This window comes from Roseovarius litoreus, from assembly GCF_900142765.1.
Lineage (GTDB): Bacteria > Pseudomonadota > Alphaproteobacteria > Rhodobacterales > Rhodobacteraceae > Roseovarius > Roseovarius litoreus.
This window is the reverse complement of record NZ_FRCB01000004.1, coordinates 24,089-49,923: the sequence shown is the minus strand read 5'-3', so window position 1 is coordinate 49,923 and position 25,835 is coordinate 24,089. Positions and strand designations below refer to the sequence as shown.

Genomic DNA, 25,835 nt, shown 5'->3' with positions numbered 1-25,835 from the left:
AAGCTGGCGAGAAACACGAGGAGACCGGCCCGAAGGGGCCGGGAAACTGCTGGGCACGGCCCGAAAGGTACGCGATGTCGAATAACTCTGGCAGCGACAGCAAGAACACCCTGTATTGCAGCTTTTGCGGCAAGAGCCAGCATGAGGTGCGAAAGCTGATCGCGGGTCCGACCGTGTTCATCTGCGACGAATGCGTCGAACTGTGCATGGATATCATCCGCGAGGAAACCAAGAGCGCCGGGTTGAAATCGACCGATGGCGTTCCGACGCCGCAGGATATCTGTGCCGTTCTGGATGATTACGTGATCGGTCAGTCGATGGCCAAGCGGGTTCTGTCGGTGGCGGTGCACAACCACTACAAGCGCCTGAACCACTCGGGCAAGAACGACATCGAACTGAGCAAATCCAACATCCTGCTGATCGGTCCGACGGGCTGCGGCAAGACCTTGCTGGCGCAGACGCTGGCGCGGATTCTGGATGTGCCCTTTACCATGGCAGACGCCACCACGCTGACCGAGGCGGGTTATGTGGGCGAGGATGTCGAGAACATCATCCTCAAGCTGCTGCAGTCGAGCGAATACAACGTGGAGCGCGCGCAGCGCGGCATCGTCTATATCGACGAGGTCGACAAGATCACCCGCAAGTCGGAAAATCCGTCGATCACCCGCGACGTGTCGGGCGAGGGCGTGCAGCAGGCGCTTCTGAAGCTGATGGAAGGCACCGTGGCCGCCGTGCCGCCGCAAGGCGGGCGCAAGCATCCCCAGCAGGAGTTCCTGCAGGTGGACACGACCAACATCCTGTTCATCTGCGGCGGTGCGTTTGCCGGGCTTGACCGGATCATTTCGCAGCGCGGCAAGGGCAGCGCGATGGGCTTCGGCGCCGATGTGCGCGACGTGGACGCGCGCAACACGGGCGAAGTGTTCAAGGATCTCGAGCCTGAGGATCTGCTGAAATTCGGTCTGATTCCGGAGTTTGTCGGACGTCTGCCGGTGATCGCCACGCTTGAGGATCTGGACGAAGAGGCGCTGGTCACCATCCTGACCGAGCCGAAAAACGCCCTGATCAAGCAGTATCAGCGTCTGTTCGAGCTGGAAAACGCGCAACTGACCTTTACCGATGATGCGCTGACGGCGATTGCGCGTCGGGCCATTGCGCGTAAAACCGGTGCACGAGGGCTGCGCTCGATCCTCGAGGATATCCTGCTGAACACCATGTTCGAGCTTCCGGGTATGGAAGGGGTCGAGGAAGTCGTGGTCAACGAAGAGGCCGTGAATTCCGATGCCGCCCCGCTGATCATCTATGCCGACCAGAAAAAAGAGGCGACGTCGGCCAGTTGAGCCGCGCCGCGCCGTGCAATATCGAAGGCCCGCGGGATCATCCTTGCGGGCCTTTTTGATGCCGCGCCGCAAGGTCGTGCCGGCCGCAGCTTGGGCATGCAACCGGCACTGGACCTTTGGCGCCGATTGCGCCATATCAGGGTCAGCATATCGGAGGTCTTCATGGGCATTCTCAACACCCTTCTGCGATCGGTCACATGGTGGAACGGGCAGACGCTCAACACTCAGTTCTACACCTGGCGCAAGGGCGTGAAGGTGGGCGAGGACGATCAGGGCAACAGCTTCTATGTCTCGCGCGACGGCAAGAAGCGGTGGGTGATCTTCAACGGCGAAGCCGAGGCGAGCCGCGTAAGCCCGGATTGGCATGGCTGGCTGCATCACACGTTCGACGAGGTGCCGTCGGAAAAGCCGCTGGCGCGCAAGCCTTGGGAAAAGCCGCATGAGGAAAACCTGACGGGGACCGCGCTGGCCTATGCGCCGGCCGGGTCGATCCGGCGGACCGCCCCTATGGAGCGCCGCGATTACGAACCCTGGACCCCGGAATAAAGGCAAGCGGATCATGTCGGAAAGCACCACGGAAGTCATCGTTGGCGGCGCGGTTCTGGCCGTTGCTGTCGGATTCCTGGTCTATGCCGGTCAGGTCACGGGCGTGTCGGGCGCGGCAACGGAATACCCGCTGAGCGCCAGTTTCCGAAGTGCCGATGGGGTGGATGTGGGCACGGATGTGCGCATGGCCGGGGTCAAGGTCGGGCGCGTCACCGCGGTGGAGCTGGATCCCGAGACCTATCGCGCGAAGACCACATTCACCGTGACCGAAGGGATCGCCGTGCCCGATGACAGCGCCGTTGCGATCAGCTCGGAAGGGTTGCTGGGCGGCAATTTCGTGGAAATCCTGCCGGGTGGCTCGCCCTTTACCTTCGAGCCGGGCGACGAGATCGAATTTACCCAAGGGTCGGTCAGTCTTGTGTCCTTGCTGATGAAATTCGTGGCCGGTGACGAAGAGGGCAACGGTCAATGATCCTCAGGGCAGCGGCCTTGGGGCTGGCGCTTGGCCTGGCGCCGCTTGCCGCAACTGCGCAGGATGTGGAGATCGGAACCGGGGCCGCCTTGCGGGGTCTGGACAAGATCAACGGCGATACGGTCGACATGATGCTGGCCACGGGCGAGAGCGCGGAGCTTGGCAATCTGGAGGTCACGCTCGGCGAGTGCCGGTATCCGGCGGGGGACGCGGCGTCAGATGCCTTTGCCTATATCACGGTGCGTGATCCAAGGAGCAATCAGCCGGTTTTCGAAGGCTGGATGATCGCCTCATCGCCGGCGTTGAACGCGATGGAACATCAGCGCTATGACGTCTGGGTGTTGCGCTGCAGGACCGAGTGAGGCGAAGCACATAGCGGCTGCGCGGTGATCGAGGCGGGCAAGTCCAGAGCCTCGCGCAATCTGGAGTGATAGTCTGACCGGCTGATTTCGACTGCGCCCAGTGACGCCAGATGCGGCGTGATAAATTGCGTGTCGAACAGGCTGAAGCCGCAGCGCCGCAAATGATCTGTGAGATGCGCGAGGGCCAGTTTGGAGGCGTCGGTGCGGCGAGAAAACATGCTTTCGCCGAAAAACGCCCCGCCCAAGGCCACGCCATAGACGCCGCCCGCCAAGGCGCCATCCTGCCAGATTTCCAGAGAATGGGCCGTGCCCATATGGTGCAATTCCATGTAAAGGCGGTGAATTTCAGCGTTTATCCAGGTTTCCTCGCGATCCGCGCAGGCGTTGAGGACCCCGGCGAAATCGGCATCCATCGTCACGCTATAGGTCGCCTGGCGCATCCGGCGCGCCAGCGAGCGCGAGATATGGAACCCGTTCAGAGGCAAGACCCCGCGACGGCGTGGATCGACCCAGAAAATCTCGGGATCGTCGCGGTTTTCGGACATCGGAAAGATCCCGGCCGCATAGGCCTTGAGCAGCAACTCGGGCGTCAGATGCAGGGCGGGGTCGATCATAAGGCTTTGTGGCACTTTCAGGACAGAACAGGACCGGGATTAACGCTTTGGTATCCTCTGCAGTGCTAGACCGGCAAGGGCATAAAGCGTTCCGCCTTGATCCTGAGGCACCAGCGAAAGGCGGACCGCGTGCAACGAGGGAATGCAGCACTGCATTTCGCGAAAACCTGTGGCTCAGGTTTTTTGCGAAACGCTTCAGGTTGGAAAAGGCGATCTTGATGACAGGTCTGGATGAGGCGTCGGTGGGCTTTTTCGGCGATGACGTGACCCTGGCGGCCAATCGGACGCAGGCGCGCCATGGGATGCTTGTGGATGGCTTCCGGCATGTGATCGCGGATTCGACGGTCTTGCTGCTTGGGGCCGGGGATGGGCGATGGTGTCACGCCTATGCGGCGGCGGGCGCGCTTCGGGTGATCGGCGTGGAGGCGCGGCGCGCCGAGGTGGCGCGGTTCGGACGCTTGCCCGAGGTGGGATTGCGCAGCCGGATCGAGATGCGATGCGCCGATCCGCAAGAGGCGCTGCGCGCCGAGGCCGCGGCAGGAGAGCGCCACGACGTGATCGCGCTTTTCGACATGCTCGAGGGATGCGCCGATCTGCCGGGGCTGTTGAGCATGATGGCCAGGCTGCGCCCCAGGCTGGTCATCGTGGACGGGCTTTTCGCGGTCAGCGAGGCGCCCGTCTTGCTGATGGAACATGCCAGGCGGCCTGTCTGCGGTGCGCCGGGTCTGCGGCTCTTGCCCAGTCGGGGGGCGGTGGCGCTTTCGGCGCGGGTTGCCGGGTTCGAGCTTGACTGGATCGACTGGACGATGCTGGAGGTGCAGGCGCGGCTTGGCCTGTCGGATTATTTCCAGTCGGGCGCCAAATGCAGGGCGAGCTTTACGCTTGTTCCCGCACTCAGCCCTGAAGGTTCGTGAGCAGCCAGTTTTCCAGCCAATGGATGTTGTAATTGCCGGTCTGGATGTCCGGTTCCTGCAGCAGGGCGTGAAAGAGCGGCACGGTGGTATCGACGCCATCGACGATCAATTCACCCAAGGCGCGGTTGAGCCGGTTCAGGGCGGCGTTGCGGTCGCGGCCATGCACGATCAGCTTGCCGATCAGCGAATCGTAATAGGGCGGGATCGTGTAACCGTCATAGAGCGCCGAATCCATCCGCACGCCCAGACCACCGGGCGTATGAAACTGCGTGATACGTCCGGGGCGCGGCGAGAACTCGGGCAGTTTCTCGGCGTTGATGCGGACTTCGATGGCGTGGCCGTTGATGACCAGATCATCCTGCGTGAAGGACATCGGATGTCCTTCGGCGACGCGGATCTGTTCCTGCACCAGATCGACACCGAAGATCGCCTCGGTCACGGGGTGTTCGACCTGCAGGCGGGTGTTCATCTCGATGAAGTAGAATTCGCCGTGTTCGTACAGAAACTCGATCGTGCCGGCGCCGGCATAGTTGATCGCGGCCACGGCGTCAGCGCAGGTCTTGCCGATGCGGGCGCGCTCTTCGGCGGTGATGCAGGGTCCGGGGGCTTCTTCGAAGACCTTCTGGTGACGGCGCTGCAGCGAGCAGTCCCGTTCGCCCAGATGGACCGCGCCGCCCTTGCCATCGCCGAAGACCTGAATTTCGATATGGCGCGGGGTCTGGAGGTATTTCTCTATATAGACCTCGTCATTGCCGAAGGCGGCCTTGGCCTCGGAGCGGGCGGTCATGAAGGCGCGTTCCATCTCGGTCGCGTTTTGGGCGACTTTCATGCCGCGCCCGCCGCCACCGGCGGTGGCCTTGATGATGACCGGATAACCGATTTCTTCGCCAAGGCGCTTGGCCTCGGCCAAGGTGGGCACGCCACCGTCCGAGCCGGGCACGCAAGGCACACCGAGGGCTTTCATGGTGTCCTTGGCGGTGATCTTGTCGCCCATGATCCGGATATGTTCGGCGGTCGGGCCGATGAAGGTCAGGCCATGATCTTCGACGATCTGCACGAAATTCGCGTTTTCCGACAGAAAGCCGTAACCGGGATGGATCGCTTGGGCGCCAGTCACTTCGCAGGCGGCGATGATCGACGGGATCGACAGGTAGCTTTCGCTGCTTGGGGGCGGGCCGATGCAGACGGATTCGTCGGCCATGCGCACATGCATCGCGTCGGCATCGGCGGTCGAGTGCACGGCGACCGTGTGAATGCCCATCTCGCGGGCGGCGCGGATCACGCGAAGCGCGATCTCGCCGCGGTTTGCCACCAGGATCTTGTCGAACATGCCTGCGCCCTTATTCGATGATCATCAGCGGCGCGCCGTATTCGACGGCCGCGCCATCCTCGACGAGGATGCGCTTGACAGTGCCGCCACGGGGGGCGGGGATGTGGTTCATGGTTTTCATCGCTTCGACGATCAGCAGCGTGTCGCCTTCGGCCACCTTGTCGCCGACGCTGACGAAGGAGGGGGCGCCCGGTTCGGCCTGCATGTAGACGGTGCCGACCATCGGAGAGGTGACGGCGCCGGGATGGCTGGCGGGGTCTTCGACCGAGCCTGCATCAGCGGTCGGGGCCGGTGCGGGCGCATAGCCCGAATGCGCCGGGCCGGGGGCCGGGGCTGCGGGGGCGGCGACATGGGTCACGATCTCGGTCCGGCGGCTGACGCGCACGTTGAGGGCGTCATTCTCGCCGTATTCGCGTTTGACCTGCAATTCGGTCAGGTCGTTTTCATGCAGAAGCTCGGCCAGGGCCTTGATGAAGGCCACGTCTGCGTCATTTGTTTTGTTCGGCATCTGGTTCCTCGACGCTTTCGATGGCTGCCGTGGCGCCATCGCGTTTTTCGATTTTTGCCGCTTATAGGGCATGGCGCGGCCTGAGAAAAGCGGGCATTTCCCCTTGCAAAATGGTTACTCGCGCGCCTGATTGCGAGGCTTGCGGCCAAGAGTGCCGCACGGGGCCGGGATCAGAGTGGCATCCCGGAAAGCTTGGCGACCAGTTCGGCCAGCTTACGAGCATTGAATTTTTCGAGAAGGCGGGCGCGGTAGACCTCGATCGTGCGGTAGCTCAGGCCCAGTTCCAGCCCGATTTCCTTGGAGGTCATGCCACGGCAGGTGAGAATCGCCACTTCGCGCTCGCGCGTGGTCAGGGCCACAAGGGGTCGTTCTTCGGACAGATCGGTGAAGGACCAAACGCCGCGTCGGAAAGGATCGTCGGGCGTGACCGACTGGCCCCGCGCGCGACACCAGAACAGCGTCCCATCGGCGCGTTTCATCACCCGTTCATCCGCGTAGCGCCCGGTGTCGCGCATGGCGGCAAGTGCGCGTTCCCCGATGCGCGCGTAATCGGCGATGGACGGGTAGTAGCGCGCCAGAGGAACATCGGTGAAATCCGAGACATCGCCGGTCGGCCCCCCGAAGGTCCGGGCGAATTGCAGGTTGCACTGCCGGATCACGCGGTTTTCCAGCACGGCAAGGCCGATGGGGGCGTTCTGAAAGGCGAGGGCCGAGATGTCCATGGCGCGACTATGGCCCGTGCCGGGAGGGGTTCCAAGGGGCATCGCATGCGTGCCGTTCTTGCCATCGGCGGTCATAGAGATTAGATGCGCCCCATGCGGTCGCAGCCTACCCGCTCAAAACAAGGACACAGGAATGAAAACCATCGTCATCTGCTCGGGCGGGCTGGATTCGGTATCGCTTGCCCACAAGGTCGCCGCCGAACATGAGCTGGCGGGACTTTTGTCGTTCGATTATGGCCAGCGTCACGCCAAGGAGCTGGATTTTGCCGCGCGCTGTGCGGAGCGCTTGGGTGTGGCGCATCGCGTGGTCGACCTGCGCGCTGTGGGGGCGGCGCTGACGGGCTCGGCGCTGACCGATGATCTGGATGTGCCGGACGGGCATTACGCCGAAGAGACGATGAAGATCACGGTCGTGCCCAACCGCAACGCGATCATGCTGGCCGTGGGGTTCGGTATGGCGGCCGCGCAAAAGGCCGATGCGGTCGCGACGGCGGTGCATGGCGGAGATCACTTCATCTATCCCGATTGCCGTCCCGATTTCATCGCGGCGTTTCAGGCGATGGAGGATCATGCGCTGGACGGGGTTGCCAAGGTGCAGCTTTACACGCCTTTCGTGACGGGCTCGAAGGCCGATATCGTGACCGAAGGCGCGCGCCATGGCACGCCGTTCGAGGATACATGGTCGTGCTACAAGGGTGGTGAGGTGCATTGCGGGCGCTGCGGCACCTGTGTCGAGCGCCGCGAGGCGTTCCACCTGGCTGGGATTACCGATCCCACCGTCTATGCCGATGCGGATTTCTGGCGCGCTACCGTGGGGGTGGAGTGATGTACACGATCACCAAGGAATTTCATTTCTCGGCGTCGCATCAGCTGTTTGGCCTGCCCGAGGATCATCAATGTGCAAGGCTGCACGGCCATAATTACATCGTCGTGGTCGAATTGCGGGCCGAAGACCTGAACGCGCATGGGTTCGTACGCGATTACCTCGATCTGGCAGAGCTGAAGCGGTATATCGATGACAAGCTGGATCACCGGCATCTCAATGATGTGCTGGGGGACGATTGCGTGACCGCCGAACGCATGGCCCGTCATTTTTATGAGTGGTGCGTGGGCAGATGGCCGGAAGTCAGCGCCGTGAAGGTCAGCGAGACCCCCAAGACATGGGCGGAATATCGGCCATGACCGACGCCGCACCGATCCGGGTGTCCGAGATTTTCGGACCGACGATTCAAGGCGAGGGTGCGCTGATCGGGGTGTCGACGGTGTTTGTGCGCACGGGCGGATGCGATTACCGCTGTTCGTGGTGCGATAGCCTGCATGCCGTGGACAGCGCGTTCCGCGAGACATGGGCGCCGATGACCCCCGGTGCGATCATGGCCGAGGTCGAGAAACTGTCGGGCGGGCGGCCCTTGCTGGTGTCGTTGTCGGGGGGCAACCCGGCGACCCAGCCCCTGGGCGAGGTGATCCGGTTGGGCCATGCGCGCGGCTATGGGTTTGCTCTGGAGACGCAGGGCTCGGTCGCCAAGGACTGGTTTTCCGAGCTGGATATGCTGGTGCTCAGCCCCAAACCACCCTCGAGCGGGATGGAGGTGGACTGGACCGCGTTCGATGCCTGCATTGCGGCGGGTCAGGGCGCGGACATGGTGATGAAGATCGTGATTTTCGACGAGACGGATTATGATTGGGCGCGGAAGGTGGCGGGGCGCTATCCGCAATTGCCGCTTTTCCTGCAGCCGGGCAATCACACCCCGCCGCCGCCGGGTGATGATGCGGCACGGGTCGATCAGGACGGGCTTGATGCGCGGATGCGCTGGCTGGTGGATCACGTCACGCGAGATGGCTGGTTCGAGGCGCGGGTGCTGCCGCAGCTGCATGTGGCGCTGTGGGGCAACAAGCGCGGCGTTTGAGGAAAGGCACGCAATGAGCGACAATATCTACAAGGATCTCAAGCAGTTGGGCGGGGCGACGGTGGTGCCGCAGCGGCCCGAGGATGCCGAGTTGGAGCGGGTGGCCAATCCGCAGGCGGACGTGGCCTATAATGTGCGCTTCGTGGCGCCGGAATTCACCTCGCTTTGTCCGATGACCGGGCAGCCGGATTTCGCGCATCTGGTGATCGATTACGTGCCGGGGGCGTGGTTGGTGGAGAGCAAGTCTCTCAAGCTCTACCTGGGCAGTTTCCGCAATCACGGCGCGTTCCACGAGGATTGCACGATCAGCATCGCGCGGCGTCTTGCGGATTTCCTGGATCCGCAATGGTTGCGGATCGGCGGCTATTGGTATCCGCGCGGCGGTATTCCCATCGATGTCTTTTACCAGACGGGGCCGATGCCCGAGGGTGTCTGGATCCCCGATCAGGGTGTTCCGCCCTATCGCGGGCGCGGCTGAGCCTTGTTTCGGGGCGGCGGGATGATCCCCGCCGCGCCGCTTCGGGGGTGTCAGCGGCAGGGCGCGTTGTAATATGTGCCGTCGCCGCGCGCATAGGCGCATTGCCCGGTGGCGGTGTTGCGCGCGACCAGTGCCCCGGCCGCGGCCCCGGCCAGCGTCGATACCACGACCCAGTCATTATCGGCTCCGAGCACCTTTGCGGTGATGAGGCCGAGCCCGCCGCCGATCACTGCGCCGGACACCTGGCGTTCTTGTTCGGCGGTTACGCAGCCGGTCAGGGCAAGTCCGGCGGCAAGGGCTGTCGTCATGAGGGTTTTGCGCATATGGGATGCCTCCTGTTTATGCAGCTAAATTGCAATGCAAACCCAGTTTAGCACAAATGCCGGTGCTGTGTGGGAAAGCTCAGACCATGGGGGGCGGTGGTTTGCGACGCGCGCCCGATATCGCGTTCCCGGCGATGGCGCTCAGAAGGATCGCGCCGCCGGCAAGGGTATAGGGTGTCGCTGTCTCGCCCAGAAAGAGCCAGACCCAGAGGGGGCCAAGCACCACTTCGGCCAGCGACAGAAGGGTGAGTTCCACTGCGGGCACGGTTTTCGAGCCGATTGTATAGAGGATCAGCCCCACGCCCACCTGAAACACCCCCATGCCGAGGGACAGCCCCGCATCCTGAGCGCCGATCACAAGCGGCAAGCCCAGCCACAGGCAGATCATGCCCATGATCGGCAGGGCAAAGAGGCCCGACAGGAACACGGCGGGCAACATTTCGCCGGCCTTGCCCCATCTGAGAGCCACGGTGAACACCGCGAAGCCGAAGGCCGAGCCGAGCGCCGAAAGATTGCCCTCCAGCGCCGAAGGCGCGCCGAATTTGTCCCAGACCATCACGGCGATTCCGATACAGGCCACGGCAATGGCGATCCATGTGGCCGGGCGCACGGATTCGCGCAGGATCACCCGGCCAAGGATGGCCGCCATGAAGGGGGCACAGGCAAAGAGCAGCATCGCATTGGCGACCGAGGTTGTCTGCACCGCATGGATGGCGCCGGTATAGGCCGCGACCAGAGCCAGCCCGCCGATCACCCCGGCAGGCCCGGTGCGAAGGGCCAGAACGAACGGGTCCTGCCCGGTGCGCAGGCGGATCACCACATAGAGCAGCACCGACAGGCTGAGCGAGCGGTAGAACAGGATCTGCCAGACCACCGCCTCGTCCATCAGGCGGATGCCAAGGCCCACCGTGGACCACAGCACGCCTGCGAAAAACACCATCGTCACGCCACGCAGATCACGCGCGGGCAGGTCGGGGGCGGTCGCGTGGGTCATCGGATCTCTTCCTCGTCGGGGATTTGCTGTGGCAGCGGGCTGCCCGGTATGAACAGGGTTTCCGCCACCGCGGCGGGCTGATCGGTGTCGCGACTGGCGCGCAGTTCGCGATAGCCGAGGTATAGACCTCCGCCTGTGATCAGCGCCATGCCGAAGAGCGTGTTGAGCCCCGGCACCTCGTCCCAGAGCAGGTAGGCCACAAGCGTCGCGATGGGCAGATAGGTATAGTCGAACGGCGCCACGAGGCTGGCATTGGCGACCTGATAGGCACGCGACAGCAGGATATATCCGCCCATGCCCAGAAGCCCGAGAAGCGCAAGTGCTGGCAGGTCACCGGGCAGGGCATGGGGCAGGCTCCAGCCCAGATGCCGGAATTCGGGCGCGACGGTGAAGATCTGGTTGAAGCCCCAGCCCATCGGCAGGATCATCAGGCCCGAAAAGCCCAACGTATAAAGCCCCACCGTGAGTGTGCTTTCGCGGTCCCCGATCTTGCGCGCGATGATCTGGGAGGCGGCATAGGTCACGGCGCATAAGAGCGGCAGGATGGCGATCCATGTGAAGGCGTCGCTGGTCGGGTTCATGGCGATCAGCACGCCGGCGAAACCCACGATCAACGCGCCCAGCCGATGCGGGCCGATCGTTTCTTTCAGCCAGAGCGCGGCCATCAGCGCGGTGATGAGGGGGGCGGCGAAGAAGATCGTGGTGACCTCGGCCAGCCCCATGAAGGGAAACGCCGCGTAGAACAGGGAAAATCCCGCGGTGAAGAGTGCCGCACGCGCCAGATGCAGCGGCCAGAGCGGGGTCAGCACGCGATGAGGGCCGCCAAGCAGGATCACAAGCGGCAAAAGCACCAGCACCGACATCACCGATCGCACGAAAATGAGCGTCCAGATCGGATAGAGCCCCAACATGGATTTCATCATCGCGTCCTGAGCGACGAAAAACAAAGTCCCGATTTCCACGCAGAGAATGCCATGCAGGGCACGGGAGGGCAGACGTGGGCTGTCTGGTGCCAGCAACGACATGAGCGGGGCATCCGGGTTGTTCGAGGGGCGGGCACCGGATCGGCTGGCGCCACGCGATCACGATAGTGCAGGGACGACCTTGGTCTCGCCCGTTTGCGACAAACGTAAAACCCCCCGCAAGGCAGGTGCCTTGCGGGGGGTGTTTTCAGTGATGCCGCCGGGCCAGTGTCAGTGGCGGTTCATGCGATTTTCGATCAGGTCGTCCACCACGCCCGGATCGGCCAGCGTGGAGGTGTCCCCGAGATTGTCGAACTCGTTCTCGGCGATCTTGCGCAGGATGCGGCGCATGATCTTGCCGGACCGGGTCTTGGGCAGGCCGGGCGCCCACTGGATCAGGTCGGGCTTGGCGATCGGGCCGATTTCCGAGCGTACCCAGGTTTCCAGCTCCTTGCGCAGCTCTTCGGTCGGCTCTTCGCCGGCCATCAGGGTGACATAGGCGTAGATGCCCTGTCCCTTGATGTCATGCGGGTAGCCGACCACGGCGGCTTCGGCCACCTTGGCGTGGGCCACAAGGGCGGATTCAACCTCGGCAGTGCCCATGCGGTGCCCCGAGACGTTGATCACGTCATCGACACGGCCGGTGATCCAGTAATAGCCGTCGGCATCGCGGCGGCAGCCGTCACCGGTGAAGTAATAGCCCTTGTATTGCTGGAAATAGGTGGCCTGGAACCGGTCGTGATCGCCCCAGACGGTGCGCATCTGGCCCGGCCAGCTGTCCTTGATGGCCAGCACGCCTTCGGCCTCGGTGCTGTCGATCTCCTTGCCGGATTCGGTTTCCAGAACCAAGGGCCGCACGCCGAAGAACGGCACGGTGGCGGAGCCGGGTTTGGTTGCGATGGCGCCGGGCAGGGGGGTGATGAGGTGGCCGCCGGTTTCGGTCTGCCACCAGGTGTCGACGATGGGGCATCTGCTTTTGCCGACCACCTCGTTGTACCAGTTCCAGGCTTCGGGGTTGATCGGCTCACCTACCGTGCCCAGAAGCTTGAGGTCCGACAGGTCGTACTTCGTCACGTAATCATTGCCCTGACCCATCAGCGCCCGGATTGCGGTGGGGGCGGTGTAGAACTGGTTGACCTTGTGCTTTTCGCACACGGCCCAGAACCGGCCCGCATCGGGATAGGTGGGCACGCCTTCGAACATCAGCGTTGTCGCGCCGTTGGCCAGCGGACCATAGACGATATAGCTGTGGCCGGTGACCCAGCCGACATCGGCGGTGCACCAGAAGATGTCGCCCTCGTGATAGTCGAACACGTATTCATGGGTCATCGAGGCCCAGACCAGATAGCCGCCCTGCGTGTGCACCACGCCCTTGGGCTGGCCGGTCGAGCCGGAGGTGTAGAGGATGAAGAGCGGGTCTTCGGCGTTCATTTCCTCGGGCGGGCAGTCGGCATCGACCTTCTCGAGCTCTTCGTGGAGCCAGTAGTCCCCGCTGGGGCGCCACGCGATCTGGTCGCCGGTGCGGCGCACCACGAGGCATTTCACGTCGTCCACGTCATGCAGCAGGGCCTGGTTGACGTTGTCCTTGAGCTTGGTCTTGCGGCCACCGCGCGGGGCGGTGTCGGCGGTGATGACCAGTTTGGCATCGCAGCCATTGACCCGGGCGCCAAGCGCATCCGGAGAGAAGCCCGCGAACACGATCGAGTGGATGGCGCCGATCCGGGCACAGGCCAGCATCGCGTAAGCGGCCTCGGGGATCATCGGCATGTAAATCACAACACGGTCGCCCTTGGAGATGCCAAGGTTCTTGAGCACGTTCGCCATCTTGCAGACATGCTCGTGCAGTTCGCGATAGGTGATATGCAGGGCGTCGTCGCCCGGCTCGTCGGGTTCCCAGATGATCGCGGTCTGGTCGCCGCGCGTGGCGAGGTGCCGGTCGATGCAGTTGGCCGAAACGTTCAGGGTGCCGTCCTCGAACCATTTGATCGAGACATTCCCGAAGTCGAAATTGACGTCCTTGACCTTGGAGAAGGGCTTGATCCAGTCGATGCGCTTGCCGTGTTCGGCCCAGAAGGCGTCGGGATCTGCGAGGGAAGCGGCGTAGAGATCTTGGTATTTCGCGGCGTCGATATGTGCCTTGGCAGCAAAATCGGCTGAGGGCGGATAGGTTTTATCGGACATATCTGACCTTTTCTTTCTTCTATTCCGGGCGGAATGGTAAGGGCCCGCCGAACCGTGTGCAACCACGCCGGCGGGCCGAGAGTGCGACGGTTTCAGATCGCGAGATATTCCGCGCGCAGCGACTCGTTTTCGAGGACTTCCTTGGCTGCACCGTCGAACACGATCGAGCCCGTGTCGAGGATGATCGCACGGTCGGCGAGTTCCAAGGCGCGCACGGCATTCTGTTCCACGAGGATCGTGGTCATGCCCTGTTCCTTGATGATGCGGAGGGTCTTTTCGATCTCGTCCACGATCACCGGGGCCAGCCCTTCGTAGGGTTCATCGAGCAGCAGAACCTTGATGTCGCGCGCAAGCGCGCGGGCCACCGCCAGCATCTGCTGTTCGCCGCCCGAAAGGGTGGTGCCTTCCTGCTTGCGCCGTTCGGCGAGACGCGGGAAGAGCTCGTACAGACGATCGATCGACCAGCCGATCGGCGGGGTGATCTGCGCGAGCTGGAGGTTTTCCTCGACTGTGAGGCCGGGGATGATGCGCCGGTCTTCTGGCACCAGTCCGATCCCAGACACCGCCGCCTGGTGGCTTTTCATGGAGTGCAGGGGCTGGTGGTCCAGCCAGATTTCCCCATGGTTGACCTGCGGGCTGTCCATCCGCGCGATGGCGCGCAGCGTGGTGGTCTTGCCTGCGCCGTTGCGGCCCAGAAGTGCCAGAATCTCGCCCTCATGGACGTTGAAGCTGATGTTCTGGACGATGTAGCTTTCGCCGTAATAGGCCTGCATCTCCCAGACCGACAGGAAGGCCGGAGCGGTTTCGGCGTAATTCTTGCCCTTTGAGAATTCCGGTTTGACGTTCATCTCGTGATCTCCTTTTTAAGCCGTTTCGCCAAGATAGGCTTCGCGCACCTTGGGATGGCCCTTGATCTTGTCCGGCGTATCCTCGACCAGCGGGGAGCCTTGCGCCAGCACGGTGATGCGTTCCGCAAGGCTGAACACCACATGCATGTCATGTTCGATGATCGCGATGGTGATGTCGCGCTCTTCTTTGATTTGTTTGAGCAGGTCGATGGTGTTGTTGGTGTCCGCACGCGCCATGCCAGCCGTCGGTTCGTCCAGCAAAAGAAGCCGCGGGTTTTGGGACAGGCACATGCCGATTTCGAGGCGTCGCTTGTCACCGCGGCTCATCGAGGCCGAGTGGAAATGGCGTTTGTCGGCCATGCCAAGCTCTTCCAGCATGTGCTCGGCCTGTTCGATGACCTCTTTCTCGCTTGTGGTGTTTTCGATCGCATGCATGCGGAAGGCACCGTCGCGGCTGGCGAAGATCGGGATCAGCATGTTTTCCAGCACTGTCAGGTCGCCGAAAATCTCGGGTGTCTGGAACACCCGGGAAATGCCCATCTGGTTGATCTCGTAGGGTTTGCGCCCCAGCACCGATTGCCCGTCGAACATGACGCTGCCGGTATCGGGGATCAGCTTGCCGATCAGGACGTTGAGCAGGGTGGATTTGCCCGCGCCGTTCGGTCCGATGATCGCGTGGCAGGAGTTCTCTGCCACGCTGAGGTTGACGTTGCCCAGGGCCTGCAGACCACCGAAGCGCTTGTTTACGTCTTTGACTTCAAGAATGCCCATTGTCCGGCTCTCCTTATTCAGCGGGTTCGGTGGTGGATTTCTTCGCGCCCTCGGGGGCCTTGCGACCCTTGAAGACCCGCGAAATCCGCTGACCCGCTTCGACCAGTCCGCCGGGCAGGAAGATGACGACCGCCATGAAGATCAGGCCCAGTGTCAGGTGCCATCCCTTGCCGATGAAGGGGTAGATCATGCCGACCACGAAGTCTTCGAGCCCATCAGGCAGGAAGGCGAACCATGTGTGCAGGATATCGGAGTTGATCTTGGACAGGATGTTTTCCATGTACTTGATCAGACCTGCGCCCAGAACCGGGCCGATCAACGTTCCGACACCGCCAAGGATGGTCATCAGAACCACCTCGCCCGAGGCGGTCCAGAACATCCGCTCCGGTCCGGCGAGAGGGTCCATCGCGGCCATGAGACCACCTGCAAGACCGGCATAGACCCCGGAGATCACGAAAGCCGCGAGCATGTAGGGTTTCGCATTAAGGCCGGTATAGTTGATCCGCTGCTGGTTGGATTTGATCGCCCGCAACATCATGCCGAAGGGCGACCGGAAAATCCGGATCGACAGGTAGAACGCGAGCAGCATCACGACGGCACAGAAGTAGTAACCGGTCGAGAAGGTGAAGACCCAGTCTCCCATGACAAGTTCCGTGGAGCTGCGCATTTCGAGACCGAAGAGGCTGGGCACCGGGAGGTTGCCGTCAGCCGTGGCTTGCTCGCCAAACACCCGGGGATCCTGCAGCGTCAGCTGCAGACCTGTCTCACCACCGGTCAGACCCTTTTGCAGCAGGCCCTGTTGGTCCGGGCCATCCATGTCGGTTGCCAGAACCGAATAGGCAAGGGCATAGGACATCATGGCGAAGGCCAGTGTCAGGATCGAGAAGTAGATGCCCGAGCGCCTGAGGCTGATATAGCCGATGACCACCGCGAAGAGGCCCGACATGACCATCGACAGCGCCAGCGCCGGCAGAACGTTCATGCCGACCAGCTTGAACATCCACATCGCCGCGTAGGAGCCGACACCGATGAAGGCCGCGTGACCGAAGCTGAGATAGCCGGTCAGGCCGAACAGGATGTTGAAGCCGATGGCGAAGATCCCGAAGATCACGAAGCGCTGCATCAGATCGGGATAGCCCGCGTTGAACTGCGCCAGACCGGAGCTTGCGGGGAAGGGGTTCAGGATGAAGGGTGCCAGCATCGTCAGGATCGCGACGAGGATGAGCAGCGAGGTGTCTTTCTTGTCCAGGCCGAACATGGCTTAGTCCTCCATCACGCCCTTGCGGCCCATCAGGCCCCGCGGACGTGTCAGCAGAATGATAATCGCAACCAGGTAGATGATGATCTGGTTGATGCCGGGGATGATGTCGATCACCTCGCGCATGGAGGCGAAGCTTTCGAGGATGCCCAGCAGGAAGCCCGCAAGGACGGCGCCGGGCAGAGAGCCCATGCCGCCCACGACCACCACCACGAAGCTGAGAACGAGGAAGTCCATGCCCATGTGGTAGTTCGGCGAGTTGATGGGAGTGTACATCACCCCTGCAAGCCCAGCCACGGCGGCGGCGATGCCGAACATGATGGTGAAGCGGCGGTCGATGTTGATGCCCAGAAGGCCCACCGTCTCACGGTCGGCCATGCCCGCGCGCACCACCATCCCGAAGGTGGTGAATTGCAGGAAGGCGAAGACGGCCCCGATCACGATCGCGGCGAACCCGAAATAGACCAGGCGCCAGTAGGGATAGATGATGTTGTTGGCTTCCATGCCGATCAGCGCGCCGAAATCGAAGCTGCCGGTAAAGGCCTCCGGTGCGGGGGTCGGGATCGGGTTGGCGCCATAATAGTATTTGACGATTTCCTGAAGCACGATTGCCAGACCGAACGTCACGAGGATCTGGTCTGCGTGGGGGCGCTTGTAGAAATGCTTGATCAGGCCGCGCTCCATGACCACGCCGATCAGGATCATCACAGGAATCGCGAAGAGGATCGACAGCGGCACCGCCCAGTCGATGATCGCGTCGCCCGTGGCCTGCCCGAAGATATCATAGACATAGGGGACATCCACCTTGAGCGGATTGCCGAGAAAGTCGGTGCGGGTTTCATCGATGACCTCGTGGCTGAGGGTCAGGATGCGTGACAAAGTGACGGCGCAGAAGGCGCCGATCATGAACAGCGCGCCATGCGCGAAGTTCACCACACCAAGGGTGCCGAAGATAAGTGTCAGCCCGAGCGCGATAAGCGCATAGGCCGACCCCTTGTCGAGCCCATTCAGGACTTGGAGGATGATTGCGTCCATCATTCCATCCTTCGCGATTCAGAGGGATTGGGGCGTGCCCGCCGCAAGGGGCAGGGCACGCTTATCAAATCCGGCCGCGCAGCATCTGCGCGCGGCCGGCAGTGACTGGCTTAAGCGCCGTTGTTGCAGGAACCCAGCGAGCCGCCCGCGAACTGCGGGTGGTCGTGGGGATAGGTCACCTGCTCGACCGGGGTGATTTCGACGACTTCCAGAAGGTCGAATTCGCTGGTCGGGTTTTCCTTACCTTTCACCACAAGCACGTCCTTGAAGCACTGGTGGTCTTCGGCACGGTAGAGGGTCGGGCCGTTGCCCATGCCGTCGAATTCGAAGCCTTCGAGGGCCTCGACGACCGCGCAGGGCTGGAAGCTGCCGGCACGCTGCACGGCATCCGCGTAAAGGATCGCCTGAACGTAGCAGGTATGCGCAGCCTGGCTCGGCGGGAAGCCGTACTTCTCACCGAACGACTTGACGAACGCCTTGGAGCCTTCGTCGCTCAGCGACCAGTGCCAGTTGGTCGAGCCGAAGATGCCCTTAACGTTGGCACCGGCACCCTTGGCCATCAGGCGCGAGTAGAGCGGAACGATGATCTCGAAGTTCTTGCCGTTGGCGATACGGTCACGCAGGCCGAACTGAACGGCGTTGGTCAGCGAGTTGACCATGTTGCCGCCGTAGTGGTTCAGCACGAGCACGTCTGCATCGGACTGCAGAACAGGCGCGATGTAGGACGAGAAGTCGGTCTGCGTCAGCGGGGTCAGCACGGTGCCGACGGTTTCCCAGCCCATGGCCTCGGTCGAGGTCCGGATGGCTTCTTCGGTGGTGTAACCCCAGTTGTAGTCGGCGGTCAGGTGATAGGCCTTGCGGTCCGTGCCGTAGGCATTCGCCAGCACCGGCGCGAGGGCTGCGCCCGACATGTAGGAGTTGAAGAAGTGGCGGAACCCGTTTGCACGGCGGTCCTTGCCGGTGGTGTCGTTCGAATGCGTCAGACCCGCCATGAAGATCACGCCGGCTTCCTGGCAGAGCGCCTGCACGGCCACGGCCACGCCCGAGGACGAGCCGCCGGTGATCATGATGGCGCCGTCTTTTTCGATCATCGACTTGGCCGATGCGCGAGCGGCGTCAGACTTGGTCTGGGTGTCGCCGGTGACGTATTCGACCTTCTTGCCCAGAATACCGTTACCCTGCAGCGCCTTGGAGCTGAAGGTATTCATCATGCCGCCGTCGCCGCCACCGTTCAGGTGCTCGACCGCCAGCTCGTATGCGCGCAGTTCGTCCGCGCCTTCGTCAGCATAGGGTCCGCTCTGCGGGACGTTGAAGCCGAGCGTCACGGTGGAGCCTGTGGGCTCGTTCGTGAAGGCATTGGCGGAAGAGGTGAAAATGGTCGGCAGCGCCACGCCGGCGCCGGCAACGGCACTGGTCTTCAGCAGGCCACGACGAGTGAGGTTGGTTTTGGACATTGATATCCTCCCATTAAGATTAACTCGGAAAACGCGCCTCCTCTGCGCGCGCCCCAAATTTGGCACTAGTGTGCAAATGCATTATCGCAAGAGCTAAGAAAATTACGCAACAACTGCTTTTAGAAGAACGATTTTTTTGTAAAAAACTAGACAGGATATCGTGCCAAAGTGTAAAGTTTTTGCCATAAGCGGTCGAACATCCGCGAATTGCAGGAAAAATTTCGATGCCCGAAAGTTCGATGATCGGCACTCGTATCCGCGAAAGGCGAGTGATGAATGGTATCCGCCAGTCCGAGTTGGCAAATATGGTCGGAATATCGCCATCCTATCTCAATCTGATCGAACACAATCGGCGGAGAATCGCCGGCAAGACCCTCATCAAATTGGCCGAGGTTCTGGAGGTCGAGCCGTCGGCCCTCTCGGAGGGGGCAGAAGTCACGCTGATCGCCGCCTTGAGGGAGGCGGCGGGCTCGCAGAACGGGATAAGGGTGGAAACCGAGCGCGTGCAGGAATTCGCGGGCAGGTTTTCCGGCTGGGCCAATCTTCTGGCGCGACTTCATGCGCGGGTCGAGGGGCTGGAGCGCACGGTCGAAACCCTGACCGACCGGCTGGCGCACGACCCGCATCTCGCCGCGTCGCTGCACGAGGTGATTTCATCGGTCACCGCGATCCGGTCGACGTCCTCGATCCTTGTGGAGACCGAGGCGCTGGAGCCGGAATGGCAGGCCCGGTTCCACCGCAATATCGATGAGGACAGCCGCCGTTTGGCCGAAGGGGCGGAGGCGTTGGTGCGCTATCTCGAAGGCGCGGCCAGTTCGGAGGCCGACATCAAATCGCCGCAGGACGAATTGCAGGCCTTTCTTGCCCGCAGCGGATTTCACTTTCCGACACTCGAAGAGGACAGGACAGGCGCGTTCGAAATCACCGCGATCATCGATGCCGCCACCGAGCTTGGCACGGAAGCGGCGCGCCGGCTGGCCCGCGATACGCTCAAGCAGTACCGCGCGGATGCGCGGGTGCTGCCGATCGGGCCTTTCTTGTCGGAGGTCCGCCGCGACCCGTCGCCGGAACGGCTGGCGCGGGTGTTCTGCTGCGGCTTGCCTCTGATTTTCCGGCGTCTGGCGGCCTTGCCGGACAGCGAAGTGGGTCTGATCGGACTGGTGGTCTGCGACATGTCCGGCGCGCTGATCTTCCGCCGGCCCTTTCCGGGGTTCGTCATGCCTCGGGATGCGGCGGCCTGTGCGCTGTGGCCCTTGTTTCAGGTTCTGGGCCAGCCGCATGCGCCGGTACGGGCCTTGCTGCGGCAGGCGGGGCGGGGTCAGGAAACGGTGCTGGCGCTTGCGGCGACCGAGCAGACGGCACCGGCCACGTTCGACCAGCCGGCCTTACTGCGGGCGCATATGCTCATCCTGCCCGAGCCGAAGGCGCGCATGGAGGATCCCGTGCGGGATGTGGGCGCCAGCTGCCGGATCTGCCCCCTGCGGGACTGTCGTGCGCGCCGCGAGCCGTCGATCGTTGCAGACGGTTTTTGACAGAAGGCCAGACATTTAGGATAAGTGCGGGGCGGTCTTGGCCGTGATGATCGGTGGGGAGGCCGGTTGCATGGACAGAAAAGTGCTTCTGATCGAAGACGAACCCAATATCATTGAGGCCATCAGCTTCATCCTGTCGCGAGATGGTTGGGAGGTGAAAACGCATTCCAACGGGCATGACGCCATGGATGCGGTGCGTGCGCGCAGGCCTGATCTGGTGATTCTGGATGTGATGCTGCCCGGCAAGAGCGGGTTCGACATCCTGCAGGAAATTCGGGCCGATGCAGATCTCGGCGCCACGCCGGTTCTGATGCTGACAGCGCGCGGTCAGATCAAGGATCGCGAACTGGCCGAGAAATCCGGGGTCAGTCGCTACATGACCAAGCCGTTCGCGAATGCCGATGTGCTGGAGGCCGTGCGCAGCATGGTCGGATCGTGATGCGCGAGACGCCAGGGCCTGTGTTTCTGGAGCGGCGCACCTACAGGCGCCGCCGGATGGCCGATGCGGCCCGGATGCTGCCGATCCTCGGGGGGGCGCTGTTCTTGCTGCCGCTATTGTGGGAAGGCAAGCCGGGAGAGCCGGTGCGCACATCCATGGTGATGTTCTATCTGTTTCCGGTCTGGCTGCTGCTGGCGGTGACGTCGGTTCTGATATCTCGGCATCTGCGATCGGACACGGACAACGGGGGCGGCCACGGGGACCACTGAATGGCGACGCTCAACGTTCTTGTCCTTGTGTGCCTGCTCTACGTGGCGTTTCTGTTCGCGGTGGCCTTCGGGGCGGATCGTGCGGCGCGGCGCGGTCGGGGGACATGGCTGCGCTCGCCGGTGGTCTATACGCTGTCATTGTCGATCTATTGCACGGCCTGGACATTTTACGGGGCTGTCGGCTCGGCGGCGCGGTCGGGGCTCGAGTTCCTGACGATCTATCTTGGCCCCACGCTGGTGATGATCGGCTGGTGGTGGACATTGCGGAAGATGGTGCGCGTGGGCCGGAGCCAGCGGATCACCTCGATCGCGGACCTGATCTCGTCGCGCTATGGCAAGTCGAATCTGCTGGCGGTCCTGGTCACGCTTTTGGCGGTGATCGGCACCACGCCCTATATCGCGCTGCAATTGCAATCGGTCACTTTGTCGTTTTCCACGTTCGCCGCGCATGATGCCTCTGCGGCGGAATTGCCGACCCTGCAATCCACGGCCTTCTGGGTGGCGCTTGGGCTTGCGCTGTTCACGATCCTGTTCGGGACACGCAACCTTGATGCCAACGAGCGACATCATGGCGTGGTCATGGCCATCGCCGTTGAGGCGGTGGTCAAGCTGGCGGCCCTTCTGGCGGTCGGGATCTTCGTGGTCTGGGGACTTGCAGGAGGGATCGGTCCGACGCTGGACCGGATCGACGCCTCGCCCATCGCCACATGGGACCAGTCCGGAGGGCGCTGGATCGGCCTGACCATGTTGTCGGCAGCGGCGTTCCTGTGCCTGCCGCGGATGTTTCAGGTCATGGTCGTGGAAAACGAGGACGAGGATCATCTGCGCACCGCTGCCTGGGCTTTTCCGGGCTATCTGATGCTGATGAGCCTGTTCGTGGTGCCGATTGCGGTGGTGGGGCTGGATATCCTGCCGCCGGGGTCGAACCCTGATATGTTCGTGCTGACCTTGCCCTTGCAGGAGGGGCGCGACTGGCTGGCGATCCTGTCGTTTATCGGAGGCTTTTCCTCGGCGACCTCGATGGTGATCGTGGCGGCTATCGCGGTGTCCACGATGGTGTCGAACCATGTGGTTATGCCGGTCTGGCTGTGGAGTACGGGCGGCACGGCAATGATGTCGGGGGATGTGCGGCACGTGGCGCTTCTGGCGCGGCGCCTGTCGATCGGCGGGATCGTGTTGCTGGGCTATCTCTATTTCCAGATCTCGGGGGGCGGTACGGCGCTGGCGGCGATCGGGCTGGTGTCCTTTGCCGGTGTGGCGCAGTTTCTGCCCGCCCTGCTCGGGGGGCTGTTCTGGCGTGGAGCCAACCGCACCGGGGCGCTTGCCGGGCTGGGGGTCGGGGCTACGGTCTGGCTTTATTGTCTGTTCCTGCCGAGTTTCGGCCCCTCCATGATCCTGCCGCAAACGGTTTTCGATCATGGGCCATTCGGGCTTGGCTGGCTCCGGCCCCAGGCGCTTTTCGGGGCTGTCGGCATGGACCCGCTGGTGCATGCGGTGATGTGGAGCATGATGCTGAACACGGCGGTGTTCGTCATGGTCTCGGTGATGACGTTCCCAAGACCGGTCGAGCGGCTGCAGGGCGCGCAATTCGTCAACGTGTTCCAGCATTCGGGCACGGCGCCGGGCTGGTCGGGGGGGCTGGCGCAGAGTGAGGACCTGCTCATCATGTCGCAGCGGATCATGGGCGGGGCGCAGGCACAGGCGCTGTTTTCCTCGGCGGCGAAGCGACAGGGTCTTGCGGGGTACCTGCCCGAACCGACGCCTGAATTCCTGCAGGAGCTCGAGCGCGAGCTGTCGGGGTCGGTGGGGGCGGCCACGGCGCATGCGATGATTTCGCAGATCGTCGGCGGGGCGACCGTGTCGGTCGAGGACCTGATGGCGGTGGCCGACGAAACCGCGCAGATCATGGAGTATTCCAGCCAACTGGAGGCCAAGACCCAGGAGCAGGAACGCACCGCACGCCAGTTGCGCGAGGCTTATCAGAAGCTGACACAGCTTTCGGTTCAAAAGGACGCCTTTCTCAGTCAAATCAGCCACGAGCTGCGCACGCCGATGACATCGATCAGGGCGTTCTCGGAAATCCTGCGAGATACCGAAGGGTTGTCATCCGAGGAAAAGGGCAAGTATGCCACGATCATTCATGATGAAGCGATCCGCCTGACACGCTTGCTGGATGATCTTCTGGACCTCAGCGTTCTGGAGCACGGTCAGGTCGTTCTAAATATTCATAGCGGCAGATTGCGGGATCTTCTGGACCGTGCCGTCGGTGCGGCGGGGGGCGAGACCGACATGTTCAAGATCGAGCGTCACGGGTCCGAAGAGGAGCTGTGGTTGACCACCGATCTGGATCGTCTGGCGCAGGTGTTCATCAATCTGATCTCGAATGCGCGCAAATATTGCGACGCCGGAAAGCCTGTTCTGACGATAACGGCCAAGCTCGAGACGGCCGGACTGGTGATCGACTTTACCGACAACGGATCGGGCATTCCGACCGACCAGCAATCGGTGATCTTCGAAAAGTTCTCGCGGATCGGTCATACCAAGGCGGGCGGGGCAGGGCTTGGACTGGCCATCTGCCGAGAGATCATGGCGCGTCTGAGGGGCGAGATCATCTATCTGCCCGGGCAGTCCGGCGCGTCATTTCGCGTGATCCTGCCGTCAGAGACGGTTTCCGTGCCGCATGTCGCATCGGCGTGAACCTTCTGGTAACCGATCAGGCGGTAATGTCTGCCTGAACGCGCGGCCGGCAGCGTGTCGCAAGAAGAACGGTCAGGGGCGCACCAAGGACGATGCAGGACGGCATTTCACTTTTACAACGCAAGGCGAAGGTCGCCCGCGAGGATTTCGACGCGCGTGCCATGTCGCCTTGCAAGGCGCTGCGGCTGTCGCTGGAAAAGATGGCGGATGCCCTTCTCGATCTGGCGCTTGTCGTTGCGACGGTCGAACAGACCGTCCTGGCGCAATCGGCCGTGAAGGCCGAGATGGATGGCGGGGGTCTTCTGCTGCTGATCGATGGGGCTGGCGGGCGGCTCGGAGGGGCGCGTCTGGATTCGCAGTTTCTGGCGGCCGTGATCGAGGTGCAGACGATGGGCGCCGTGCAGCGGGGCGAAGCGCCTGAGCGGGCCGTGACCCCAACCGATGCCGCCATGGTGGCGCCGCTGATGGACGCGATCCTGAAGGGTTATGACGAGTATCTGACCAGCGGCGCAGAGAAGGTGGCGCCCTCGGACTGGCGTTTCGGCGATATGGTGGAGGATGCCCGCACGCTGGCGCTGGCGTTGGAAATGCCGGAATACGATCTCTTCCGGATCACCGCGGATTTGGCGGATGGGGCCAAGACGGGCAGTCTGTCTTTGTTGTTGCCGCGCGCGCCGCGTCGCGATCCGGCGACGTCGGCGCGCGACGGGGCTTTTGCCGGTCCCACGCTGGAGGCCAGTGCCCTGAACGCGCCGGTCATGTTGGATGCCGTTCTGGCGCGCCTTTCGATGCCGCTGAACAAGCTTTGCGCCCTGACCCCGGGTATGCAGCTGCCGGTTCCGCGCGAGGCGCTCAACAAGGCCGAACTTCTGGGGGCGGGCCAGCATGTGGTTGCGCCCGTCAGACTGGGCCAGTTGAACGGATGGCGCGCGGTGCGCCTTCTGGGCGGGGCGGAGTCCGGGCAAGGCGCGGCCGCAAAGGCTGATATGGTGGCGCAGGACGTGACGAAGCCGCCGGTTGCCGAGGGGGCGCAGACGACGCGCTATCTTGCGCCGGTCGACCCGGGGCAAGCCGCGCCCGATGCGTCCGGAGACCATGAAAAGGAAGAGGATGTGAGCTGAGGCCTGGCTGACGAAGAATGCCGGTGGTGGGTATGTTGATGTGTGTCAAAGAGCGTTCCGTCTTTGCGTGCAAGAGTGTCCAACGGTGACGGAGGACCAATATGCAATCTATCGACACATATCGCACAGCCCTGCTGAAACGGCTTGGAGAACTTGACAGCCGCCTGCACAAGATCGAAGCCGAACTGGACGAGCCTCATTCCAAGGACTGGGACGATGCCGCGATCGAAACCGAGGGCGATCAGGTGCTCGAGCATCTGGGCCAGAGCGGCCAGGACGAAATCGCCCGGATCAGGGCGGCATTGCAGCGCATCCGCGACGGCGGCTATGGTGAATGTGTACGCTGTGGCGAGCGAATTTCGGCCGAAAGGCTGAATGTTTTGCCGGAAACACCGTTTTGCAAGGATTGCGCCGCGGCGATCTGATACAATATTTATTTGTTATCCCCTTTTTAGAACAGGCCGGAATGGCATGTGCCATACGGTCATTGCGAATGGAGAAATAGCTCATGTCCGACCTCATTGACCAAAGTTTGAAATTGAAGCGCGAAATTCTCGATGCCGATCCTGACAAGCGTTTGGGCTACGAGGCGCCGCTTGGGAAGCTCATCGCGTCCATGCAGGATCAGGACATTCCCGTTCCCGCCGAAATTCGGGATCTGCACGAGGAATTGGTCAACGAGATGATCGAGTCTCAATTCGACAACATGCCCGTCTGACGTCAGGACAGCTCCCTTTCACGCAAGGGTTGCATGTGATCCT

At 62.5% G+C, this 25,835-nt stretch carries 29 protein-coding genes; 16 read left to right on the top strand and 13 right to left on the bottom strand.

From position 1 onward, the window contains the following. Positions 1 to 74: 74 nt before the first annotated feature. From clpX to F3H35_RS08795, 4 genes are all read left to right on the top strand, one after another. Positions 75 to 1,337: an ATP-dependent Clp protease ATP-binding subunit ClpX gene (gene clpX, locus F3H35_RS08810; protein WP_007818050.1), complete on the top strand. Its 1,263-nt coding sequence runs from the start codon at positions 75 to 77 to the stop codon at positions 1,335 to 1,337. A gap of 162 nt (positions 1,338 to 1,499) precedes the next feature. Next, on the top strand, positions 1,500 to 1,883 hold the full coding sequence (locus F3H35_RS08805; protein ID WP_149779255.1) for an NADH:ubiquinone oxidoreductase subunit NDUFA12: 384 nt from the start codon (positions 1,500 to 1,502) through the stop codon (positions 1,881 to 1,883). Positions 1,884 to 1,896: 13 nt separating this feature from the next. Further along, positions 1,897 to 2,355, top strand: a complete 459-nt coding sequence (mlaD, locus tag F3H35_RS08800; protein WP_149779254.1) for an outer membrane lipid asymmetry maintenance protein MlaD — start codon at positions 1,897 to 1,899, stop codon at positions 2,353 to 2,355. Then, on the top strand, positions 2,352 to 2,717 hold the full coding sequence (locus tag F3H35_RS08795; RefSeq protein WP_149779253.1) for a DUF2155 domain-containing protein: 366 nt from the start codon (positions 2,352 to 2,354) through the stop codon (positions 2,715 to 2,717). Before mlaD ends, F3H35_RS08795 begins: the two co-directional genes overlap by 4 nt. On the opposite strand, the gene aat is transcribed toward F3H35_RS08795, so the two are convergent. Next, a complete protein-coding gene (aat, locus tag F3H35_RS08790; RefSeq protein WP_149779252.1) occupies positions 2,681 to 3,331 on the bottom strand; it encodes a leucyl/phenylalanyl-tRNA--protein transferase in 651 nt (216 codons plus the stop codon). The two genes, F3H35_RS08795 and aat, sit on opposite strands and share 37 nt — an antisense overlap. Before the next feature lie 218 nt (positions 3,332 to 3,549). Here aat and F3H35_RS08785 point away from each other — a divergent pair, with 218 nt between their 5' ends. Further along, positions 3,550 to 4,245 carry a methyltransferase domain-containing protein gene (locus F3H35_RS08785; protein WP_223228365.1) on the top strand — a complete coding sequence of 232 codons (696 nt, stop codon included), beginning with the start codon at positions 3,550 to 3,552 and terminating at the stop codon, positions 4,243 to 4,245. Here F3H35_RS08785 and accC read toward each other — a convergent pair. From accC to F3H35_RS08770, 3 genes are all read right to left on the bottom strand, one after another. Continuing rightward, positions 4,226 to 5,575, bottom strand: a complete 1,350-nt coding sequence (gene accC / locus F3H35_RS08780) for an acetyl-CoA carboxylase biotin carboxylase subunit (protein ID WP_149779251.1) — start codon at positions 5,573 to 5,575, stop codon at positions 4,226 to 4,228. The two genes, F3H35_RS08785 and accC, sit on opposite strands and share 20 nt — an antisense overlap. 10 nt (positions 5,576 to 5,585) lie before the next feature. Next, positions 5,586 to 6,083: an acetyl-CoA carboxylase biotin carboxyl carrier protein gene (gene accB, locus F3H35_RS08775; RefSeq protein WP_149779250.1), complete on the bottom strand. Its 498-nt coding sequence runs from the start codon at positions 6,081 to 6,083 to the stop codon at positions 5,586 to 5,588. 170 nt (positions 6,084 to 6,253) lie between these two features. Then, positions 6,254 to 6,805, bottom strand: a complete 552-nt coding sequence (locus F3H35_RS08770; RefSeq protein ID WP_223228380.1) for a LuxR C-terminal-related transcriptional regulator — start codon at positions 6,803 to 6,805, stop codon at positions 6,254 to 6,256. 133 nt (positions 6,806 to 6,938) lie between these two features. On the opposite strand from F3H35_RS08770, the gene queC reads away from it, so the two are divergent. From queC to queF, 4 genes are read left to right on the top strand one after another with little or no spacing between them, the layout of a single operon-like run. After that, positions 6,939 to 7,631, top strand: coding sequence for a 7-cyano-7-deazaguanine synthase QueC (gene queC, locus F3H35_RS08765; protein ID WP_149779249.1), 693 nt, complete (start codon positions 6,939 to 6,941; stop codon positions 7,629 to 7,631). Then, entirely contained in the window at positions 7,631 to 7,987 is a 357-nt protein-coding gene (queD, locus tag F3H35_RS08760) for a 6-carboxytetrahydropterin synthase QueD (RefSeq protein WP_149779248.1), read from the top strand. Before queC ends, queD begins: the two co-directional genes overlap by 1 nt. Then, the gene (gene queE / locus F3H35_RS08755) at positions 7,984 to 8,712 is read left to right on the top strand and encodes a 7-carboxy-7-deazaguanine synthase QueE (RefSeq protein ID WP_149779247.1); all 729 of its coding nucleotides are present in this window, start codon (positions 7,984 to 7,986) and stop codon (positions 8,710 to 8,712) included. Before queD ends, queE begins: the two co-directional genes overlap by 4 nt. A gap of 13 nt (positions 8,713 to 8,725) precedes the next feature. After that, complete coding sequence (gene queF, locus F3H35_RS08750; protein WP_007818074.1) at positions 8,726 to 9,190, top strand: preQ(1) synthase; 465 nt, start codon at positions 8,726 to 8,728, stop codon at positions 9,188 to 9,190. Positions 9,191 to 9,240: 50 nt separating this feature from the next. Here queF and F3H35_RS08745 read toward each other — a convergent pair whose 3' ends face one another. The 9 genes from F3H35_RS08745 to F3H35_RS08705 form a co-directional block, all read right to left on the bottom strand. Next, on the bottom strand, positions 9,241 to 9,513 hold the full coding sequence (locus tag F3H35_RS08745; protein WP_007818075.1) for a hypothetical protein: 273 nt from the start codon (positions 9,511 to 9,513) through the stop codon (positions 9,241 to 9,243). A 79-nt stretch (positions 9,514 to 9,592) separates the two neighbouring features. After that, entirely contained in the window at positions 9,593 to 10,507 is a 915-nt protein-coding gene (locus F3H35_RS08740; protein WP_149779246.1) for a DMT family transporter, read from the bottom strand. Continuing rightward, on the bottom strand, positions 10,504 to 11,532 hold the full coding sequence (locus tag F3H35_RS08735; RefSeq protein WP_149779245.1) for a DMT family transporter: 1,029 nt from the start codon (positions 11,530 to 11,532) through the stop codon (positions 10,504 to 10,506). Before F3H35_RS08735 ends, F3H35_RS08740 begins: the two co-directional genes overlap by 4 nt. Positions 11,533 to 11,700: 168 nt before the next feature. Continuing rightward, positions 11,701 to 13,650, bottom strand: coding sequence for an acetate--CoA ligase (gene acs / locus F3H35_RS08730; protein WP_149779244.1), 1,950 nt, complete (start codon positions 13,648 to 13,650; stop codon positions 11,701 to 11,703). A gap of 92 nt (positions 13,651 to 13,742) precedes the next feature. After that, the gene (locus F3H35_RS08725; RefSeq protein WP_149779243.1) at positions 13,743 to 14,498 is read right to left on the bottom strand and encodes an ABC transporter ATP-binding protein; all 756 of its coding nucleotides are present in this window, start codon (positions 14,496 to 14,498) and stop codon (positions 13,743 to 13,745) included. A gap of 15 nt (positions 14,499 to 14,513) precedes the next feature. Beyond that, positions 14,514 to 15,269 (bottom strand): ABC transporter ATP-binding protein, encoded by a 756-nt coding sequence (locus F3H35_RS08720; protein ID WP_149779242.1) that lies wholly within the window; start codon positions 15,267 to 15,269, stop codon positions 14,514 to 14,516. 13 nt (positions 15,270 to 15,282) lie between these two features. Next, entirely contained in the window at positions 15,283 to 16,527 is a 1,245-nt protein-coding gene (locus F3H35_RS08715; protein ID WP_149779241.1) for a branched-chain amino acid ABC transporter permease, read from the bottom strand. Positions 16,528 to 16,530: 3 nt separating this feature from the next. Then, complete coding sequence (locus F3H35_RS08710) at positions 16,531 to 17,562, bottom strand: branched-chain amino acid ABC transporter permease (RefSeq protein WP_149779240.1); 1,032 nt, start codon at positions 17,560 to 17,562, stop codon at positions 16,531 to 16,533. 110 nt (positions 17,563 to 17,672) lie between these two features. Next, the gene (locus tag F3H35_RS08705) at positions 17,673 to 19,016 is read right to left on the bottom strand and encodes an ABC transporter substrate-binding protein (RefSeq protein WP_149779239.1); all 1,344 of its coding nucleotides are present in this window, start codon (positions 19,014 to 19,016) and stop codon (positions 17,673 to 17,675) included. A 224-nt stretch (positions 19,017 to 19,240) separates the two neighbouring features. Between F3H35_RS08705 and F3H35_RS08700 the strand changes: the two genes are divergently transcribed. The 7 genes from F3H35_RS08700 (at position 19,241) to F3H35_RS08670 (ending at position 25,792) form a co-directional block, all read left to right on the top strand. Further along, on the top strand, positions 19,241 to 20,548 hold the full coding sequence (locus tag F3H35_RS08700; protein WP_149779238.1) for a helix-turn-helix domain-containing protein: 1,308 nt from the start codon (positions 19,241 to 19,243) through the stop codon (positions 20,546 to 20,548). A gap of 70 nt (positions 20,549 to 20,618) precedes the next feature. Next, complete coding sequence (locus F3H35_RS08695; protein WP_149779237.1) at positions 20,619 to 20,987, top strand: response regulator transcription factor; 369 nt, start codon at positions 20,619 to 20,621, stop codon at positions 20,985 to 20,987. After that, positions 20,987 to 21,256, top strand: coding sequence for a hypothetical protein (locus F3H35_RS08690; protein WP_149779236.1), 270 nt, complete (start codon positions 20,987 to 20,989; stop codon positions 21,254 to 21,256). The genes F3H35_RS08695 and F3H35_RS08690 overlap by 1 nt, the downstream gene beginning before the upstream one ends. Beyond that, complete coding sequence (locus tag F3H35_RS08685; protein ID WP_149779235.1) at positions 21,257 to 23,953, top strand: sensor histidine kinase; 2,697 nt, start codon at positions 21,257 to 21,259, stop codon at positions 23,951 to 23,953. Between the two features lie 92 nt (positions 23,954 to 24,045). Continuing rightward, the gene (locus tag F3H35_RS08680; RefSeq protein WP_149779234.1) at positions 24,046 to 25,074 is read left to right on the top strand and encodes a FliM/FliN family flagellar motor C-terminal domain-containing protein; all 1,029 of its coding nucleotides are present in this window, start codon (positions 24,046 to 24,048) and stop codon (positions 25,072 to 25,074) included. 101 nt (positions 25,075 to 25,175) lie between these two features. Then, positions 25,176 to 25,499, top strand: coding sequence for a TraR/DksA family transcriptional regulator (locus F3H35_RS08675; RefSeq protein ID WP_149779233.1), 324 nt, complete (start codon positions 25,176 to 25,178; stop codon positions 25,497 to 25,499). A gap of 83 nt (positions 25,500 to 25,582) precedes the next feature. Beyond that, the gene (locus F3H35_RS08670; protein WP_149779232.1) at positions 25,583 to 25,792 is read left to right on the top strand and encodes a hypothetical protein; all 210 of its coding nucleotides are present in this window, start codon (positions 25,583 to 25,585) and stop codon (positions 25,790 to 25,792) included. The last annotated feature ends 43 nt before the right edge of the window (positions 25,793 to 25,835 follow it).

Excerpts from the sequence above, each read along its gene's own strand:
- clpX (WP_007818050.1), top strand. The coding sequence starts at position 75 with ATGTCGAATAACTCTGGCAGCGACAGCAAGAACACCCTGTATTGCAGC.
- F3H35_RS08805 (WP_149779255.1), top strand. The coding sequence starts at position 1,500 with ATGGGCATTCTCAACACCCTTCTGCGATCGGTCACATGGTGGAACGGG.
- mlaD (WP_149779254.1), top strand. The coding sequence starts at position 1,897 with ATGTCGGAAAGCACCACGGAAGTCATCGTTGGCGGCGCGGTTCTGGCC.
- F3H35_RS08795 (WP_149779253.1), top strand. The coding sequence starts at position 2,352 with ATGATCCTCAGGGCAGCGGCCTTGGGGCTGGCGCTTGGCCTGGCGCCG.
- aat (WP_149779252.1), bottom strand. The coding sequence starts at position 3,331 with ATGATCGACCCCGCCCTGCATCTGACGCCCGAGTTGCTGCTCAAGGCC.
- F3H35_RS08785 (WP_223228365.1), top strand. The coding sequence starts at position 3,550 with ATGACAGGTCTGGATGAGGCGTCGGTGGGCTTTTTCGGCGATGACGTG.
- accC (WP_149779251.1), bottom strand. The coding sequence starts at position 5,575 with ATGTTCGACAAGATCCTGGTGGCAAACCGCGGCGAGATCGCGCTTCGC.
- accB (WP_149779250.1), bottom strand. The coding sequence starts at position 6,083 with ATGCCGAACAAAACAAATGACGCAGACGTGGCCTTCATCAAGGCCCTG.
- F3H35_RS08770 (WP_223228380.1), bottom strand. The coding sequence starts at position 6,805 with ATGGACATCTCGGCCCTCGCCTTTCAGAACGCCCCCATCGGCCTTGCC.
- queC (WP_149779249.1), top strand. The coding sequence starts at position 6,939 with ATGAAAACCATCGTCATCTGCTCGGGCGGGCTGGATTCGGTATCGCTT.
- queD (WP_149779248.1), top strand. The coding sequence starts at position 7,631 with ATGTACACGATCACCAAGGAATTTCATTTCTCGGCGTCGCATCAGCTG.
- queE (WP_149779247.1), top strand. The coding sequence starts at position 7,984 with ATGACCGACGCCGCACCGATCCGGGTGTCCGAGATTTTCGGACCGACG.
- queF (WP_007818074.1), top strand. The coding sequence starts at position 8,726 with ATGAGCGACAATATCTACAAGGATCTCAAGCAGTTGGGCGGGGCGACG.
- F3H35_RS08745 (WP_007818075.1), bottom strand. The coding sequence starts at position 9,513 with ATGCGCAAAACCCTCATGACGACAGCCCTTGCCGCCGGACTTGCCCTG.
- F3H35_RS08740 (WP_149779246.1), bottom strand. The coding sequence starts at position 10,507 with ATGACCCACGCGACCGCCCCCGACCTGCCCGCGCGTGATCTGCGTGGC.
- F3H35_RS08735 (WP_149779245.1), bottom strand. The coding sequence starts at position 11,532 with ATGTCGTTGCTGGCACCAGACAGCCCACGTCTGCCCTCCCGTGCCCTG.
- acs (WP_149779244.1), bottom strand. The coding sequence starts at position 13,650 with ATGTCCGATAAAACCTATCCGCCCTCAGCCGATTTTGCTGCCAAGGCA.
- F3H35_RS08725 (WP_149779243.1), bottom strand. The coding sequence starts at position 14,498 with ATGAACGTCAAACCGGAATTCTCAAAGGGCAAGAATTACGCCGAAACC.
- F3H35_RS08720 (WP_149779242.1), bottom strand. The coding sequence starts at position 15,269 with ATGGGCATTCTTGAAGTCAAAGACGTAAACAAGCGCTTCGGTGGTCTG.
- F3H35_RS08715 (WP_149779241.1), bottom strand. The coding sequence starts at position 16,527 with ATGTTCGGCCTGGACAAGAAAGACACCTCGCTGCTCATCCTCGTCGCG.
- F3H35_RS08710 (WP_149779240.1), bottom strand. The coding sequence starts at position 17,562 with ATGGACGCAATCATCCTCCAAGTCCTGAATGGGCTCGACAAGGGGTCG.
- F3H35_RS08705 (WP_149779239.1), bottom strand. The coding sequence starts at position 19,016 with ATGTCCAAAACCAACCTCACTCGTCGTGGCCTGCTGAAGACCAGTGCC.
- F3H35_RS08700 (WP_149779238.1), top strand. The coding sequence starts at position 19,241 with ATGCCCGAAAGTTCGATGATCGGCACTCGTATCCGCGAAAGGCGAGTG.
- F3H35_RS08695 (WP_149779237.1), top strand. The coding sequence starts at position 20,619 with ATGGACAGAAAAGTGCTTCTGATCGAAGACGAACCCAATATCATTGAG.
- F3H35_RS08690 (WP_149779236.1), top strand. The coding sequence starts at position 20,987 with ATGCGCGAGACGCCAGGGCCTGTGTTTCTGGAGCGGCGCACCTACAGG.
- F3H35_RS08685 (WP_149779235.1), top strand. The coding sequence starts at position 21,257 with ATGGCGACGCTCAACGTTCTTGTCCTTGTGTGCCTGCTCTACGTGGCG.
- F3H35_RS08680 (WP_149779234.1), top strand. The coding sequence starts at position 24,046 with ATGCAGGACGGCATTTCACTTTTACAACGCAAGGCGAAGGTCGCCCGC.
- F3H35_RS08675 (WP_149779233.1), top strand. The coding sequence starts at position 25,176 with ATGCAATCTATCGACACATATCGCACAGCCCTGCTGAAACGGCTTGGA.
- F3H35_RS08670 (WP_149779232.1), top strand. The coding sequence starts at position 25,583 with ATGTCCGACCTCATTGACCAAAGTTTGAAATTGAAGCGCGAAATTCTC.